The organism is Polaribacter sp. Hel_I_88 (assembly GCF_000687935.1).
Classification (GTDB): Bacteria; Bacteroidota; Bacteroidia; order Flavobacteriales; family Flavobacteriaceae; genus Polaribacter.
In genome coordinates, this window is the sequence record NZ_JHZZ01000001.1 from 1480067 (window position 1) to 1495851 (window position 15785).

The 15785-nt window shown below is 29.6% G+C and carries 14 protein-coding genes; 7 read left to right on the top strand and 7 right to left on the bottom strand.

Going from position 1 to position 15785, the window contains the following annotated elements; genetic code table 11:
• Nucleotides 1-97: 97 nt before the first annotated feature.
• Nucleotides 98-1156: a cytochrome-c peroxidase gene (locus P161_RS0106640; RefSeq protein WP_026776248.1), complete on the bottom strand. Its 1059-nt coding sequence runs from the start codon at nucleotides 1154-1156 to the stop codon at nucleotides 98-100.
• Nucleotides 1157-1350: 194 nt separating this feature from the next.
• On the opposite strand from P161_RS0106640, the gene P161_RS0106645 reads away from it, so the two are divergent.
• Nucleotides 1351-2643: an aminopeptidase P family protein gene (locus P161_RS0106645; RefSeq protein WP_026776249.1), complete on the top strand. Its 1293-nt coding sequence runs from the start codon at nucleotides 1351-1353 to the stop codon at nucleotides 2641-2643.
• Between the two features lie 52 nt (nucleotides 2644-2695).
• Here the strand turns inward: P161_RS0106645 and P161_RS0106650 are convergent, their stop codons facing one another.
• Both P161_RS0106650 and P161_RS0106655 read right to left on the bottom strand, forming a co-directional pair.
• Nucleotides 2696-3700 (bottom strand): sugar kinase, encoded by a 1005-nt coding sequence (locus tag P161_RS0106650; protein ID WP_026776250.1) that lies wholly within the window; start codon nucleotides 3698-3700, stop codon nucleotides 2696-2698.
• 69 nt (nucleotides 3701-3769) lie between these two features.
• Nucleotides 3770-4552 carry an alpha/beta fold hydrolase gene (locus P161_RS0106655; protein ID WP_026776251.1) on the bottom strand — a complete coding sequence of 261 codons (783 nt, stop codon included), beginning with the start codon at nucleotides 4550-4552 and terminating at the stop codon, nucleotides 3770-3772.
• 177 nt (nucleotides 4553-4729) lie between these two features.
• Between P161_RS0106655 and P161_RS0106660 the strand changes: the two genes are divergently transcribed.
• Both P161_RS0106660 and P161_RS0106665 read left to right on the top strand, forming a co-directional pair.
• Complete coding sequence (locus P161_RS0106660; RefSeq protein WP_026776252.1) at nucleotides 4730-5380, top strand: hypothetical protein; 651 nt, start codon at nucleotides 4730-4732, stop codon at nucleotides 5378-5380.
• Between the two features lie 217 nt (nucleotides 5381-5597).
• Nucleotides 5598-6182 carry a Crp/Fnr family transcriptional regulator gene (locus P161_RS0106665; protein ID WP_026776253.1) on the top strand — a complete coding sequence of 195 codons (585 nt, stop codon included), beginning with the start codon at nucleotides 5598-5600 and terminating at the stop codon, nucleotides 6180-6182.
• 160 nt (nucleotides 6183-6342) lie between these two features.
• Here the strand turns inward: P161_RS0106665 and brnQ are convergent, their stop codons facing one another.
• Both brnQ and P161_RS0106675 read right to left on the bottom strand, forming a co-directional pair.
• Entirely contained in the window at nucleotides 6343-7626 is a 1284-nt protein-coding gene (brnQ, locus tag P161_RS0106670) for a branched-chain amino acid transport system II carrier protein (RefSeq protein WP_026776254.1), read from the bottom strand.
• A 2-nt stretch (nucleotides 7627-7628) separates the two neighbouring features.
• Nucleotides 7629-9179 carry a serine hydrolase gene (locus P161_RS0106675; RefSeq protein ID WP_026776255.1) on the bottom strand — a complete coding sequence of 517 codons (1551 nt, stop codon included), beginning with the start codon at nucleotides 9177-9179 and terminating at the stop codon, nucleotides 7629-7631.
• 117 nt (nucleotides 9180-9296) lie between these two features.
• Here P161_RS0106675 and P161_RS0106680 point away from each other — a divergent pair, with 117 nt between their 5' ends.
• Nucleotides 9297-9899 (top strand): hypothetical protein, encoded by a 603-nt coding sequence (locus tag P161_RS0106680; protein WP_026776256.1) that lies wholly within the window; start codon nucleotides 9297-9299, stop codon nucleotides 9897-9899.
• Between the two features lie 81 nt (nucleotides 9900-9980).
• Nucleotides 9981-10766, top strand: a complete 786-nt coding sequence (locus P161_RS0106685) for an alpha/beta fold hydrolase (RefSeq protein WP_026776257.1) — start codon at nucleotides 9981-9983, stop codon at nucleotides 10764-10766.
• 31 nt (nucleotides 10767-10797) lie between these two features.
• Here P161_RS0106685 and P161_RS0106690 read toward each other — a convergent pair whose 3' ends face one another.
• Nucleotides 10798-11958: an MFS transporter gene (locus P161_RS0106690; protein ID WP_026776258.1), complete on the bottom strand. Its 1161-nt coding sequence runs from the start codon at nucleotides 11956-11958 to the stop codon at nucleotides 10798-10800.
• Between the two features lie 30 nt (nucleotides 11959-11988).
• Entirely contained in the window at nucleotides 11989-13038 is a 1050-nt protein-coding gene (thiL, locus tag P161_RS0106695; RefSeq protein ID WP_026776259.1) for a thiamine-phosphate kinase, read from the bottom strand.
• Nucleotides 13039-13196: 158 nt separating this feature from the next.
• On the opposite strand from thiL, the gene P161_RS0106700 reads away from it, so the two are divergent.
• On the top strand, nucleotides 13197-14450 hold the full coding sequence (locus P161_RS0106700; protein ID WP_026776260.1) for a choice-of-anchor B family protein: 1254 nt from the start codon (nucleotides 13197-13199) through the stop codon (nucleotides 14448-14450).
• Between the two features lie 12 nt (nucleotides 14451-14462).
• Nucleotides 14463-15785, top strand: coding sequence for a hypothetical protein (locus tag P161_RS0106705; protein WP_026776261.1), 1323 nt, complete (start codon nucleotides 14463-14465; stop codon nucleotides 15783-15785).

Sequence of the window (15785 nt, forward strand, 5' to 3'; positions counted from 1 at the left end):
ATAGATTAAATCTAAATTGTCCGCAAATATACGATATAACTTGAACAAAATTTGTTAAATTGATTAGCAAGATTAATGTTACTATTGGTTTTATTGATTATTGTTGAAAGGCAGTATTATTGATAAAATCTAAATCGGAAAGTGTTACTAAAAATGCTTTTAAATCGGCTTTATCTTTGGGTGATAAATTTACGCCACCTTTATCAATTTGCTTCATTAAAGGATCTATGGTTGCAGAGGGTTGCAAACCTTCTGAATAATGATTGATAACCTCTTCTAAGGTTGCAAATCGACCATCGTGCATGTAAGGTGCTGTAAATGCTAAATTTCTAAGCGAAGGTGATTTAAATTTTCCATTATCTGCAGGATCTCCAGTAATTTTACCTAAACCTAAATCTGTAAAATTACGATCTAAACCATTGTTATGAAATTGATTATTCGTCCAAAGAGGATTGTTATTACTTCCATGGCAATGAAAACAATCGCCTTTTGCTTCATCCATAAAAACATTAAATCCGTTTTCTTCTTCAGGTGTTAATGTTGCTTTTCCCAGTAAAAATTCATCGAATTTTGAATTGCCAGAAATAAGTGTTCTTTCAAACTGTGCAATTGCATTGGTTACGAATGTAGAATCTATGGTTGATGAACCAAATGCGCGCAAAAATAAGGTTGGATATTCTTGATGATTCTGTAATTTTTCTTCAATTTTTTTCCAATCAGCATGCAATTCAATCGGATTTGAAACGGGTTCAAAAGCTTGATTTTCTAAACCGAAAGCTTTTCCATCCCAATTAAAACGATCATCAAAATTCCAAGCTAAATTAAATAATGGCATTGCGTTTCTAAAACCAATTTTGCCATCAATTCCTACACTAAATTGTTGCTCATCTGTAAAAGCACTTTTTGGATTGTGGCAACTTGCACACGATTTTGTTCCATCAGCAGAAAGAATTGTATCAAAAAAAAGTTTTTTACCAAGTGCAACACCTTCTTCAGTTAAAGGATTATTTGTTGGTATTATAGGCGCAATTAATTTGTCTGCAAATAATTGTGGAATGTCTAAATTGTATGGAATTGGTGTATATATTTCTTCTTCTTTTGATGCGCAACTCATCAACAGAAAAAAGGAAAGAAGAAAAATATATAGTTTTTTCATTTTGTAAATCTTTTAAACTCAGTAAAGTTTTTAAAGCAAAGATAATTTTACACCAAATTTAAGTTTTTTAACTTATAAATTTTACTGTTGACTTTAATTTTGTTTTCACAACCAATAAATTAAAACCTTTTAAAACACTCAAAAAAATCTTGTCTTAAAATTATTACCTTTGTACTTCATCAAAAATAATTCCAATGAAATATCATCAAATAGACTCAAATTTATTCATAAAAAATCGTAAAAATTTTGCAGCAGCAATGCAGCCAAATAGTATGGCAATTTTTAACTCCAATGATGTGTATCCAATTGGTGCAGACAGTACAATGCCATTTGAACAACATAGAGATATCTTTTATTTATCGGGTGTAGATCAAGAAGAAAGCGTTTTGATGCTTTTTCCAGATTGCCCAAATTCAGCTTTAAGAGAAGTGTTGTTTTTAACGGAAACCAACGCACATATTGCTGTTTGGGAAGGTGAAAAATTAACCAAAGAAGCTGCTTTTAAAACTTCAGGAATTAAAACTGTGTATTGGTTGCAAGATTTGGAAAAAGTATTGTTCGAAATGAGCACCTATGCAGATACTTTTTATATCAATACAAACGAACATTATAGAGCAAATAGAGCTACTGAAACTAGAGAAGATCGTTTTACAAAATGGTTATTAGCAAAATATCCTGCACATTCTGTTGCAAAAAGTAATCCTATTTTACAGCGTTTACGTTCTGTAAAAGATACAATCGAATTGGATTTAATGCAACATGCTTGTAATATTACCGAAAAAGGTTTCAGACGCATTTTAAACTTTGTAAAACCAGATGTTTGGGAATATGAAATTGAGGCTGAATTGCTACATGAATTTGTAAAAAATAGATCGAAAGGTTTTGCTTATACACCCATTATAGCCAGTGGAAATAACGCAAATGTTTTGCATTATGTAGAGAATAATCAGCAGTGTAAAAAAGGCGATTTAATTTTGTTTGATATTGCTGCAGAATACGCAAATTATAAAAGTGATTTAAGTAGAACAATTCCTGTTTCTGGTCGTTATTCTGCTAGACAAAAAGAAGTTTACAATGCTGTAAATCACGTTAAAAAAGAAGCAACAAAATTATTAGTTCCAGGAACTATTTGGAAAGAATATCATAAAGAAGTTGGTGATTTAATGACTTCTGAATTATTAAAATTAGGTTTGCTAGACAAAGCTGATGTGCAGAATGAAGACAAAAATTGGCCTGCTTATAAAAAATATTTTATGCATGGAACTTCGCATAACATTGGTTTAGATACACATGATTATGGTCTTTTACATGAGCCAATGCAAGCAAATATGGTGTTTACTGTAGAGCCAGGTATTTATATTCCAGCTGAAGGTTTTGGTATTCGTTTAGAAGATGATGTTGTAATTCAAAAACAAGGAGAACCTTTTAATTTAATGGGAAATATTCCTATTGAAGCTGATGAAATTGAAGATTTAATGAATTCTTAAAATTTAAGAAACATAAAAAAAAGCGAGCTTTATGCTCGTTTTTTTTATGTTTTTATCGATTTAATCTACCTGTAATTTCGCCATTTAAAATAGTAATTACATCTCTTTCGTTTGCGTAATTTACATCACCCAAATACGTATGTTTTATAGCGCAAGCTGCAGATGCAAATTGCATGGCTTTAAAATCATCAAACTTTTGCAAACCGTGAATTAAGCCAGCAGCAAAAGCATCTCCAGTTCCAATTCTGTCTATAATATGTGTAATATCTAAATCTTCGGTTTCTTTAAATTCTTTGCCATTCCACATTCTAGCTCTAATTTTATGCCAAGAAGAATTTATGGAAGTTCTAATTTTATCGAACACTTTTTCTATGGATGGATATTTTTCTATTAATTGTTTACTTGCTTCAATAAAATCGTCATTTGAATACGTGAAGTCCGTTTCTAAAAGTTCATTAATTTCATTAATACCTCCAATAAAAATGGTAGAATGATTTACCAATTCTGATAAAACCTCTTTTGCATTTTCACCATATTTCCAAAGACCACTTCTGTAGGTTGGATCTGCAGAAACTTGCATTCCTTTTTTTCTAGCTAATTTTAAACCTTCTAAAAGAGTTTCTTGACTTCCTTTGTTTAAAGCAGGTGTAATTCCTGTCCAATGAAACCATTTGCCATTTTCTAAAGATTTATCCCAATTTACCATTGCTGGTTTAATTTCTGAAAAAGAAGAATGAGATCGATTATAAGAAATAGAACTTGCTCTCATAACTGCACCAACTTCTAAAAAATAAACGCCTAAAGGTCTTGGAGAACGTACAATAGCAGAAGTATCTAAATCGAATTTATTTAAATAAGAAATTGCAGTATCACCAATAAAATCATCAGAAATACAAGAAATATGTTTTACATTTCCGCCAAAATTTGCAATAGAAATACCAACATTTAATTCTGTACCACCAAAATAAAATTCAACAGCATTAGATTGTACAAACTTTCTGTTTCCTTGTGGAGAAATTCTCATTAAAACTTCGCCAAATGTTATAATTTGATTCATTTATCATCTTTTAAAAAAGTAAATATAAGAGATAATAATTGGTTAACCAATTATGTGGTTCCAATAATTCTAAGCAAGTGCAGAAATAAACTGAATTGTTTGGTTGTTAAAAACGGCTGGTTGCTCTACATTTACAACATGGCCACATTTATCAACTACCACTAAAGAAGAGGTTTTGTGTTTAGAAACAATGTTTTTTATGGATGGTAAAAATAAATGATCTTCTGCACCCATTATATAAAGTGTTGGGATTTTAATTTCTTTTGTTCTAAAAAAACGCAAAAGGGGATTGATTTCTGATGTTAATTTAAACCAACGAATAAATTCTTTTTGGTATAATTTTTTGGCTTCATTTACAAATAACAATCTAGATTTTTTATGATTTTTATTGGGCATAATAATGAATGCAAATAATTTGTACAGTAGCATATAAGGCACTACAGATTTAAAAATATTACCAACTTTCATTAAAACTTGAGAACGGAAATTCATCTTAATTATGGCACCACCCATAATCATACTTTGTACCAATTCAGGTCTTTTTTCGGCTAAATTTCTAATCAAAATTGTACCCAAAGAAATGCCAATAAAATGAGATTTCCCAATCTTTAAATAATCGATAACCTCAACAATATCTGCTGTAATAGAATCGAAGGTGTATTTAGAATTAAAAGTATCTTTTAAACTAGGTTTGCTATTTCCATGACCTCGCAAATCTAAAATTAGCACATTAAAATGCTTTTTAAAATCTCTTATTTGCTTATACCAAATGGAACTACTACCTCCTGCACCATGTACAAAAGTTACCCATTCTTCAGAAGTTTTATGCGGATATAAATAGTAGTTTAACAAATATGTTTGAGTTTAAAAATCTAAAAATCAGATGTAAAAATACTACTTTTTAATTAGTAGGTATAATTTTGAGTGATTCTTAACATAAATTAAGGTCAATTTATAACAAATAGAAAAAATTATGTAAAATTTTAGGGAGTGTTTTGTACTATTTTTGATACATAAAAATCATCAACCATGAAAAAAATAATCTTAACAATAGCAGTATTTAGTTTTATTTCTTTTATTTCTTGTAAAGAAAGAACGCAAGGTCAAACAAAATCATCTAAAGATAAAAAAGAGAAAAATATTGATAAATTAGAAAACTCTAAAAAGAACGTTGAGCATGATGATTATAATGTAAAAGAAAATAAACAACCTTTGGAATCAGTAGAAACAGCTACCATAAAAAATGTAACTAATGCCAACAATAAAATAGAAAATACAATAAAACTCCCTGAAATAAAAACGGTTTCTTTTGAAGGGATAAAAGTTGGAGATACTTTTATAGATCATTCAGATAAATTTAAAAGGGCAGATTCAGAAAAAGACGAAAGTACTTTTAAGGGTTATGAAATAATGGATAAAAATGCAAAAGTAATTGGTTTTGCGTTTGCAAATTCTTCTGACAAATCTAAAATTGATAAGATTGAAATAACAACTCCCAATTACAAAACAAACGAGGGAATTGGTATTGGAAATACTTTTGAAGAGACAAACAAAGCGTATCCTGATTTAAAATTAGTCCAAAATAAAAATTGGGTTACAGTTCATAATTATAAGTTTATTTTTGATGATGATACAGTTAAAGAAACTTCAAAAATTAAAAAAATAACACTTATCAAGTAGAGAGCTAATTTTATTGAATTTAAGATTGTAACTTTTTATTATAGAACATATAGGTGTAGCAAACAAAGTGCAGGTTTGTTAGTTGTTTGAAATATTCTTTTTTACAAAATTAACTTCCTAAAAACTGCGATTCTAAGAAGAGATTTTCCATTAAATTATAATTTTAATATATTTAAAATGTAATTTTTTAAAAACATTTATAGTAACATTAAATAATATGGATAGTAAAAATACTGTTGTAACTACAATTTTTAATGGCATTTCTTTTTCGCAAGAAGAAATCAATTTTATATACGATAGATTTACTAAGATACATATTGAGAAAGGCGATGTATTAATTACTCCAAATACAGATGTAAACCATCAATTTTATGTTTTTAGTGGTTGTTTGCGTGCTTTTTTTAATGATACATCTGGAAAAGAACATACAGTACAATTTGCCATAAAAGATTGGTGGATAACTGATTATGCTTCTTATTTTAATTTAGAAAAATCAATGTTAACTATAGAATGTATTAAAGATTCTGTAGTGTATAAGATTGAAAAAGAAGACTTTGAAGAAATATATGAATTGTACCCAAAAGTGCATTTTTTTATTAGAAAAAAGTTAGAGAGAGGGTATGCAAGCTCCTTTATAAGAATTTTAAAAAACTTATCCCAAACTGCAACTGAACGTTATTTACAATTTTTAGAAAAATATCCAGACATTGAAAAAAACGTTAAAAATTATCATATTGCTTCTTATTTAGGAATTACTACTGAGAGTTTAAGTAGAATTCGTAAAAAAAATCTTAAAAATTAATTTCTTAACCTAGATCAATTTTATCACTTTAAAAATTTTCTATTTTTGTTTTAAATCTAATTTTTAGTTTTTTAATTAACCAAAAATATCGATTTTGTCCCCCAGCAAAGTACATTTTAAAATGTGAAAAAGCACAAGCTTTAGCTTGTGCTTTTTCATTTTATATAATATCGTTTTTAGACGAATAAATTAAATTTAGTAGTATAAAACTCAACAAAGCAGGTAAAATCCAACCTAAACTAAATTCCCCTAAATAAACATAACTTTTCATTTCTATTGCCAAGTTTTTTAAATTAGGAATAAAAACCAAAAAATCGGGAATACTAAATAGAAATGTTACTAAAATTACGCCTCTAAAAACCAATTTTGATGCGAATTTTTCTGGCACAACATTTAGTAAAATTAAAATGATGGTTATTGGATATACAAACATCAAAGCAGGCACAGCAACATCAATAATAAAACCAACATTATAACTACCCACAACAATTCCAATTACAGCACAAATTGCAGCTGTAATTAAATAGGCTTTTTTCGAATTGTTAAAAATACCTTTTATATAATCTGCTGTTCCTGTTACAATACCAACAGCAGTTGTAAAACAAGCCAAAGCTACTAAAACACTTAAAAAAGTAGTTCCTAAATTGCCTAATGTTTGTGTGCTTAAACCCGATAAAACCTCAATTCTTGAAGCGTTTTCTGCAAATGTTGATGAAAATAAAGCACCACTTAAAATTAAACCTCCATAAATTAACAGCAAACCAAAACCAGCAATAAAACCAGCTTTTCTAATTAATGTTCTTCTAGCCGTAAAAGTTGTATGGCTACTATAATCTAAAGAAATAATAATTACTGCACCAACAACAACGCCAGCAATTGCATCAAACGTTTGATAACCTTCCATAATTCCTTTTACAAGAGGATTTTTAAAGGTTGATGCTTGTATATTTCCTGGTGATGTAAAACATGCAATTCCGATAATTACAAGCAAAATTATTACAATAATTGGTGTTAAAAACTTACCAATTAAGCCAATAATTCTAGATCTATTTACAGCAAAAACAAAAACCAATACAAAATAAATAATACTGGTTACAATTGGAGGCGAATCGAAAAAAGGTTGTACTGCCATTTCATGAGTAACTGCAGCTGTTCTTGGTGAAGGAATTGCAACTGCAATGATGTATATTAAAAAACAAAAAGTGGTACTAAAAATTGGCGATACTTTTTTACCAAAATCATATAATGTGCCTTGTAATTTTGCGTGCGCAAAAATTGCTAAAATAGGAATTGCAATGGCTGTTATGATAAAACCCAAAACAACAATCCACCAATCTTCACCAGATTTTAAACCCAAAGTTGGTGGTAAAATTAAATTTCCAGCTCCAAAAAAAAGCGAAAACAATGCAAAACCAGCAATCCAAATTTCTTTTGTTTTATTCAAAATTAATCGAGTTTTTTAAGGTGTAAATGTTCAAAATCGAAACTGAAATCCGTAATTGGTGCAATAAACTTCATAGTTGCACTTTTTGCATTTCCTTTTTCATCAAACGTAAAATTTACAAAAACATCGGCATCAAAACTTCTGTTATTCCATTTTGCAACATAAGTTGTTTGATTATAAGGTAGTAATTCGCCTATAATATCAGCAGATCTTTTGCTTTTTATAGTATATTTATTTTCATCAAAAGAAATTAGAATATCTCCAAACCAATCGTCAGAATATCTGCCAACAATTTGAGCTGGTTTTGGTAAGTTTTTATTGGTTTTTGCCAATTCAACTTTATTGTAAACTGCAGTTTTTAAACTGTCGTTAAATTGTAAATAATCGGTATTTCTATCTCCATAAGTTTTTAGCCAATTTCTATCTTTATAGCCTAAATAACTATCTTTAATTGTATTTGTAATCGTGTTAAAAGCATTTCCATTCATTTGATTCGTCAATACAACAATTCCTAAATCCAAATCAGGAATCATGGTAAATTGTGTAACTGTGCCTAACAAACCACCTGTATGATATACTTGTTTGTAACCTCCTTTTACATCTGTTAAAAACCAGCCTAATCCATATCCTCTAAAATTGGAATTGTACCAATCTCCTTTTCCAACTTTTAAAGGCGTTTGCAATTGCCAAAGTTCATGAAATTGATTTTCGCTTAACAATCTTTTTCCTTCTGCTGTTACTGCATCATTCATTAAAAATTTTGCCCAAGTTAGCATGTCTTTTACGTTGCTTACAATTCCTCCAGCAGCGTTTGCAGTTTCGCTCCAATCATGTGGAATTTGTACAACTTTGCCTTCTGTTCTTGTGTGTGCATCAATAATATTTGTTTTGTTGGAAACTCTATTGTAAGATGCTTTGCTGTTAGTCATCCCAACAGGTTGCATAATTTTTTGTTCGATAAATTCTTCCCAAGTTAAACCACTGACTCGTTTTAAAACTTCTCCAGCAATAATAAACATGTTGTTGTTGTAAGCAAATTCGCTTCTAAAAGAACTTTCTGGTTGTAAATATTTTACATTGTTGATAACGTCTGTTACTGTAAAATCATTTCCTTCAGGAAAAAACATTAAATCTCCAGCGCCTAAAGCCATTCCACTTCTATGTGTTACTAAATCTCTAACCGTAAATTGGTCTGTAACCCAAGCATCATATAATTGAAATTCAGGAATGTGTTTTCTTACTTTATCATCCCAATTTAGTTTACCTTCATCAACCATCATTGCCAATGCAAAACAAGTAAATCCTTTGCTGTTAGAGGCAACACCAACTAAAGTGTTTTCGTTCATTTCCTTTTTATTTGTAAGTGAACGAACTCCAAAACCTTTGGTATAAACCATTTCCCCATCTTTTAAAATACCGACAGAAATACCAGGAACATCAAAAGTTGTTAAGGTATTTTGTATGAGTTTATCTAACTCTTTTTCTTTGATTTGTGCTGAAAACGCTAAGGAAAATGCTAAAAATAAAAAAGTAAATAGTTTTGATAATTTCATAATTGCTAGGTTCTTTTAAAGTTGAAATATACATATTTTCATTATATTTAAAGAAATTATATATTATTAACCCACTAAAAGGTTTTGAATTCTTTGAAGGATGAAGTAAGATAAATTATGAGAGAAATTGAATCTATAAAAACTGATCATTATTATCATATTTATAATAGAGGAAATAATGGAGAAGATTTATTTTATAATGACAAGAATTATTTTTATTTCTTGAAATTGTACAAAAAACATATATTTCCTATTGCAGAAACTTTTGCTTGGTGTTTATTGAAAAATCATTTTCATTTATTGGTTAAAATAAGAAGTGATAAAGAAATCTGCAGTAATTTTTCTATTAATATTGATAAAGTTGATAAAAAACCATCTCAACAATTTTCTAATTTATTTAATGCCTATGTTCAAGCAATAAATAAACAAAATAATAGACATGGTTCTTTATTAGAAACACCCTTCAAAAGAAAAGAAATTAAAGATGAAAAGTACTTGAAAAGTTTAATCATTTATATTCATAATAATCCAATTGAGCATAATTTTGTAAAATATTTAAAAGATTATAAATGGAGTTCTTATAGTTCTTTAATTTCGAATAAAGGAACTAATATTGAGAGAAACAAAGTAATTGAGTTATTTGATAATAAAGAAAATTTTGTCTTTGCACATCAACAAAAAATTAATATTATTGGTATTGAGAAAAGTTTACATATCTAAATTTTATATACTAATCCCTCAAAGGGTTTTAAACCCTTTGAGGGATACAAATTCTAAAGGATATAATAATTAAAAAAGGGAGTGATAAAATCAATACTTTTTAAAAATGCAAACATTTCTTTTTCTGATGAAGGAAAAGGTAGAGCAGTTGTGTTCATTCACGGATTTTTAGAAAATTCTACTATGTGGAAAAATATAATTCCTGCACTTGTTGCAAATAATAGAATTATTACGGTTGATATTTTAGGACATGGAAAAAGTGATTGTTTGGGTTATGTACATTCTATGGAGCTTTTTGCAGAAACTATTGAAGCTGTTTTACAACATTTAAAAATAAGAAAGTATATTTTGGTTGGCCATTCCTTAGGAGGTTATATTTCTATGGCTCTTGCCAAAAATAATCCACTTAAAATAAAGGGTTTGTGTTTGTTAAATTCAACTTCTAATGCAGATTCTGAAGAGGTGAAAATTAGAAGAATTCGTGCAAATAAAATGGCTCAAAATAATTTTGAAAATTTAGTGAAAATGTCTTTTTCAAACTTATTTAGTGTAGAGAGTAGAACTACTTTTAAAGATGAAATTAAGTTGGCTTTGCAAGAAGCTTTACAAACACCAATTCAAGGATATATTGCTGCAAACGAAGGTATGCGAATTCGCCCAAATAGAAATCATATTTTATCAGAAAATAATTTTCAAAAATTAATTATTGTTGGTGAAAAAGATCCTGTTTTAGATGCAGAAACTGCTAAAATAGAGGCTAAAAAAACAAATTCTCAACTTATTATTTTATCTGGTGGACATATGAGTCACATCGAAAATAAAGAAGAATTAATTAAGGTTTTAAAAGTGTTTTTAAAAGGCTGTTAAATTTCATTATTATTATAAAATTGGCAATGCATTAATTGTTCTTTCTCAATCCAAACAGCGCCAAACCAAAAGCAATACTCGTTAAAACTGCTAAAAAAACATAACTCATTACCAAATTGCTAAAATTAGAGATGGCTCCTAAAATTACTGGACCTACTAAAAAGCCAACAAAACCAATTCCAGACACAATTGAGATAGCAAAAGAAGTCTCTAGTTTTTCATTTTTACCAGCCAATCTGTAAATTTCAGGAATAATTACAGAAAGCCCAAAACCTAACAACCCAAAACCAAAAAGACTGGCATAATAGTTTGTTGTTATAATTGATGCATACGCAAAAACTGCAACTAAACTGGCAAATAAAATCGTTTTTCTAGAACCTAATTGTTTGCTAAATCCATCGCCTAAAAAACGACCAAGAGTCATGGTTAAAGAAAATATTACAAACCCTAAACCTGCTTTTCCATTGGTAACTTTTACAACATCAAAAAGATATAAATTACTCCAGTGTTCTACTGCACCTTCATTAAATAGAATAATAAATGCAATTATAGATAATGCTAAAAGAGGTTTTATATTTTTGAAAAAAGAGCCTTTTGTTTTATCCTCTTTTTTCTCATCAACCAAAATAGTAACATAGTTTTTAGCCAGAAATAAATTTGAAACAATTACAAAAGTGGAAATCGCTAAAATATGGATTTGAGGATTTGAATACTGACTCATATAAAAAGTTCCTACAGAAGCACCCACAAAACCACCCAAACTAAAAAAGCCATGTGCAGCAGACATAAAATTCTGTTGTTCTCTTTTTTCGATAGTTGCTGTTAATGCATTTAAAGAAACATCTGTGAATGCAGAAAATACGCCAATTGTAAATAAAGAGCCACAAAGCAATATATAACTTGGTGCTAACAGCGGTAAATTATAAACTACAGCTAAAGCAATAATGCCAATTTTGGTTGATTTCCCTAAACCTATTTTGTTATTAATTCTTGGTATAAAAGGTATTGCAATCAACAAACCTAAAGCTGTAAAAAACAACGCAAAACCAACCTCTGCATCATTTAAAGCAAATTTAAGTTTGATAAATGGAATGTAAAGAATCCATGTACCAATTAAAATATTGATAGACGAAAACACCCAAGCAGGCGCAAAATAAATTAGGTTAGAAAGAATTAAACGTAATGATTTCATTAAAAATGATACTAATAAATTACGAAAAAATTAATCTTTCTGTAAAGAATTCCAACCTTGTGCTTTCAATTCAATTTCTTGGTTTGCTCTTGTAACCAATTGTAGCCCTTGATTTTCTGCAGTAATATGTCCAATAATAGAGAAATGTGGATTTCCTTTTATCTTATCAAAATCGGCAATTGGCACTGTAAATAACAATTCGTAATCTTCACCACCACTTAAAGCAACCATGGTTGAATCTAATTCAAATTCCTCACACGTGGAAATTACTTGAGGATCTAAAGGTAATTTCTCCTCATAAATTTTACAACCAACTTTGCTTTGTGTACAAATATGAAAGAGTTCAGAAGATAATCCATCAGAAACATCAATCATAGAAGTTGGTTTAACTTCTAACTCTTTAAGCAAACCAGCAACATCTTTACGAGCTTCAGGTTTTAATTGACGCTCAATTAAATAGGTATAACTATCTAAATCTGGCTGATTATTTGGGTCAACTTTAAAAACTTGCTTTTCTCTTTCTAATACTTGCAAACCTAAATAAGCTGCACCTAAATCACCAGAAATCACAATTAAATCGGTTTCTTTTGCAGTGTTTCTATACACAGCTTCACCTTTATCAACCTTACCAATAGCAGTTACAGAAATTAAAATTCCTTTGGTAGATGAGGTTGTATCTCCACCAACTAAATCAATAGTATAGGTTTCACAAGCTAGTTGAATTCCTGCATATAATTCTTCAATTGCTTCTAAAGGAAAACGATTAGAAACTGCAATTGATACTGTAATTTGTTCTGCAACACCATTCATTGCATACACATCACTCAAATTAACCATCACAGCTTTATAACCTAAATGTTTTAAAGGCATGTAACTTAAATCAAAATGGACACCTTCAATCAACAAATCTGTAGTAACTAAAGTTTGCTTTTCTGAGGCGTCTAAAACTGCAGCATCATCTCCAACTGCTTTTATGGTTGATGAGTTTGCTACTTTAAAATATTTTGTAATATGATTGATCAAGCCAAATTCTCCTAATTCAGCTAATGACGTTTTTTGCGTATTTTTATCTTCTAACATTTTGCAAAGATAAGTACATTCTAAAAATAGACTCAATTACTTTAAATATCATTTGCTTAAAAATCAAATTATAAATCTTATTTTTGGATTAGTAATTGTGTTTAATTTTTAATTGCAATACTTTCTATAAAAAAAAAATATCTCTCAAAATTAAAAATATGTTTAAAAAAGTCTTCTTTTTATTGATGTTGGTAGCACTTAGCTGCTCAAAAGAAACAATTGAAACTCCAACATTGGTAGATCCAGTAGTTCCTGAGAGTTTAATAGTAAAATGTGAAAATGGCATGGCTGGAATATATCCTTGTAATGATTACGATTTATTGGCACAAATAAGTTTAGAAGATTTAGATCCTACAGCAACAGTTTCATCAAATTTAGGAGGAAATGATTCTTGGGGATGGACAGATGCAACAACAACTAAAGAATATGTTTTAATGGGGTTAAATTCTGGGGTTTCTTTTGTAGATATTAGCAACCCAACAGTACCAATTGTTCTTGGTTTTTTACCAACAGCAACCGTAAATAGCGATTGGAGAGATGTTAAAGTTTATAATAATCACGCTTTTGTGGTTAGTGAAGCTGCAAATCATGGCATGCAAGTTTTCGATTTAACACGTTTAAGAAATGTAGCAAATCCACCAGAAATTTTTACAGCAGAAACTACTTTAACAGATTTTGGAAATGCACATAACATTGTAATTAATGAAGCTTCAGGATATGCGTATGCTGTAGGAACTTCACAAGCAAGTGGAGGGCCACTTTTTATCAACATTCAAAACCCAATAAATCCTGTTATAGAAGGCAGTTTTAGTGAAGGTGGTTATTCACATGATGCTCAAGTTGTAAATTATAATGGGCCAGATGCAGATTATGCATCAAAAGAAATTATGGTATCTAGCAATGGAGAAAGATTTGGAACCAATGAAGTTGTTATTGTAGATGTAACCGATAAAAATAATCCTGTTGAAATTTCTAAAATAACCTATGCAAATGAAGCCTACACACATCAAGGTTGGTTTACAGAAGATCAGCGTTATTTTATTGTTGGCGATGAATTAGATGAAGTTGAAGGGAAGGTTGATAAAACTAGAATCTTAATTTTCGATTTATTAGATTTAGACAATCCTGTTTTATCAAGCGAATATTTTGGGCCAACTGAAGCGATAGATCATAATGGTTATGTAAAAGAGAACACCTATTACCAAGCAAATTATACTGCTGGTGTAAGAATGATTGATATTACTGATGTTAGCAACAAAAACTTAAATGAAATTGCATTTTTTGACACACATCCAGAAAATAATAACACTTCTTTTCAAGGAGCTTGGAATGTATATCCATATTTTACAAGCAATGTTATTGTAGTAAGTGATATAGAAAGAGGGTTGTTTTTAGTCAAAAAATCTGAATAATAATTATTGAAATTGATAAAAAAAATAAGCTTTTTAGCAATACTCTTTTTATGTATTCATTGTTCAAAAGATGAAGAATCAGAAAACCCTACAACAAATTTAAGAGAAACCGAATTTGTTACAACTTTTGGTGGTTCTAAAAATGATGTTTTTCAGTCGGTTGTAAAAACTGCTGACGGAGGTTATGCAGTTTTAGGCTATACACAAAGCAACGATTTTGACATATCTAATAAAACAAACGAAAGTTTTGATTTTTGGTTGCTAAAATTTTCTGCTGATGATAATTTACTTTGGAGCAAAAATTTTGGAGGTTCAGATGATGATAGAGGTTATGATATTGTTGCAACTCAAGATGGTGGTTTTGCACTTTTAGGTTTTAGCAAAAGTTCAGATGGAGATGTTTCAGCAAACAAAGGAAATCAAGATTTTTGGTTCTTAAAAATCACTGCAAATGGTACTATTTCTTGGCAACAAACATTTGGGTATTCAGGTTCAGATTCTGGTACTACCTTTATACAAACTTCGGATTCTGGCTATTTAATCACGGGTGTTTTAGATGTTTCAGCTTCTAATGGACAAGGAAATTCTAAAAGTGCTCAAAAACATGCTGGTGGAGATGTTTGGGCAATTAAACTAACTAATTCTGGAGAGTTAGAATGGAGTAAATATTTTGGAGGTTCTTTTACAGACACACCTTTTGGTGCTGTTGAAACTACAGATAATAATTATATAATTGCAGCTTCTTCTGATAGTGACGATTTTAATATTACAAATAATAAAGGTACCTACGATTTTTGGGTTTTAAAGATTTCTAGTGATGGAAATTTAATCTGGGAAAAAAGTTTTGGAGGTTCAGAAATTGATGAACCAAGAGGGATTACAACTACAAACGATGGTAATTTTGTGATTGTTGGCGATACAAGAAGTCAAGATAAAGATGTAAGTATAAACAATGGAGGTGCCGATTTATGGATTTTAAAAATTTCTGGTGATGGGAATTTAATTTGGGAAAAAACATATGGAGGAAGTAATTTTGATGTAGCAAGATCCATATCTAAAACTCAAGATAATGGATTTATTATTGCAGGAAATTCACGAAGTTCAAATTTAGATTTTACAAACCAAGGTCAAAATGATGCTTGGATTTTAAAAGTAGATAATTCAGGAAATAAAGTTTGGCAAAAATTTGTTGGTGGCTCACAAAACGAGTTTTTATTTGATGCCATAGAATTAAATAGTCAACAAATAATAGCTGTTGGCGAAAGTAGTAGCTCAGACAATCAAATACCTGAAAACAAAGGTTTTTCTGATGGTTTAATCATCAAAATAAAATAG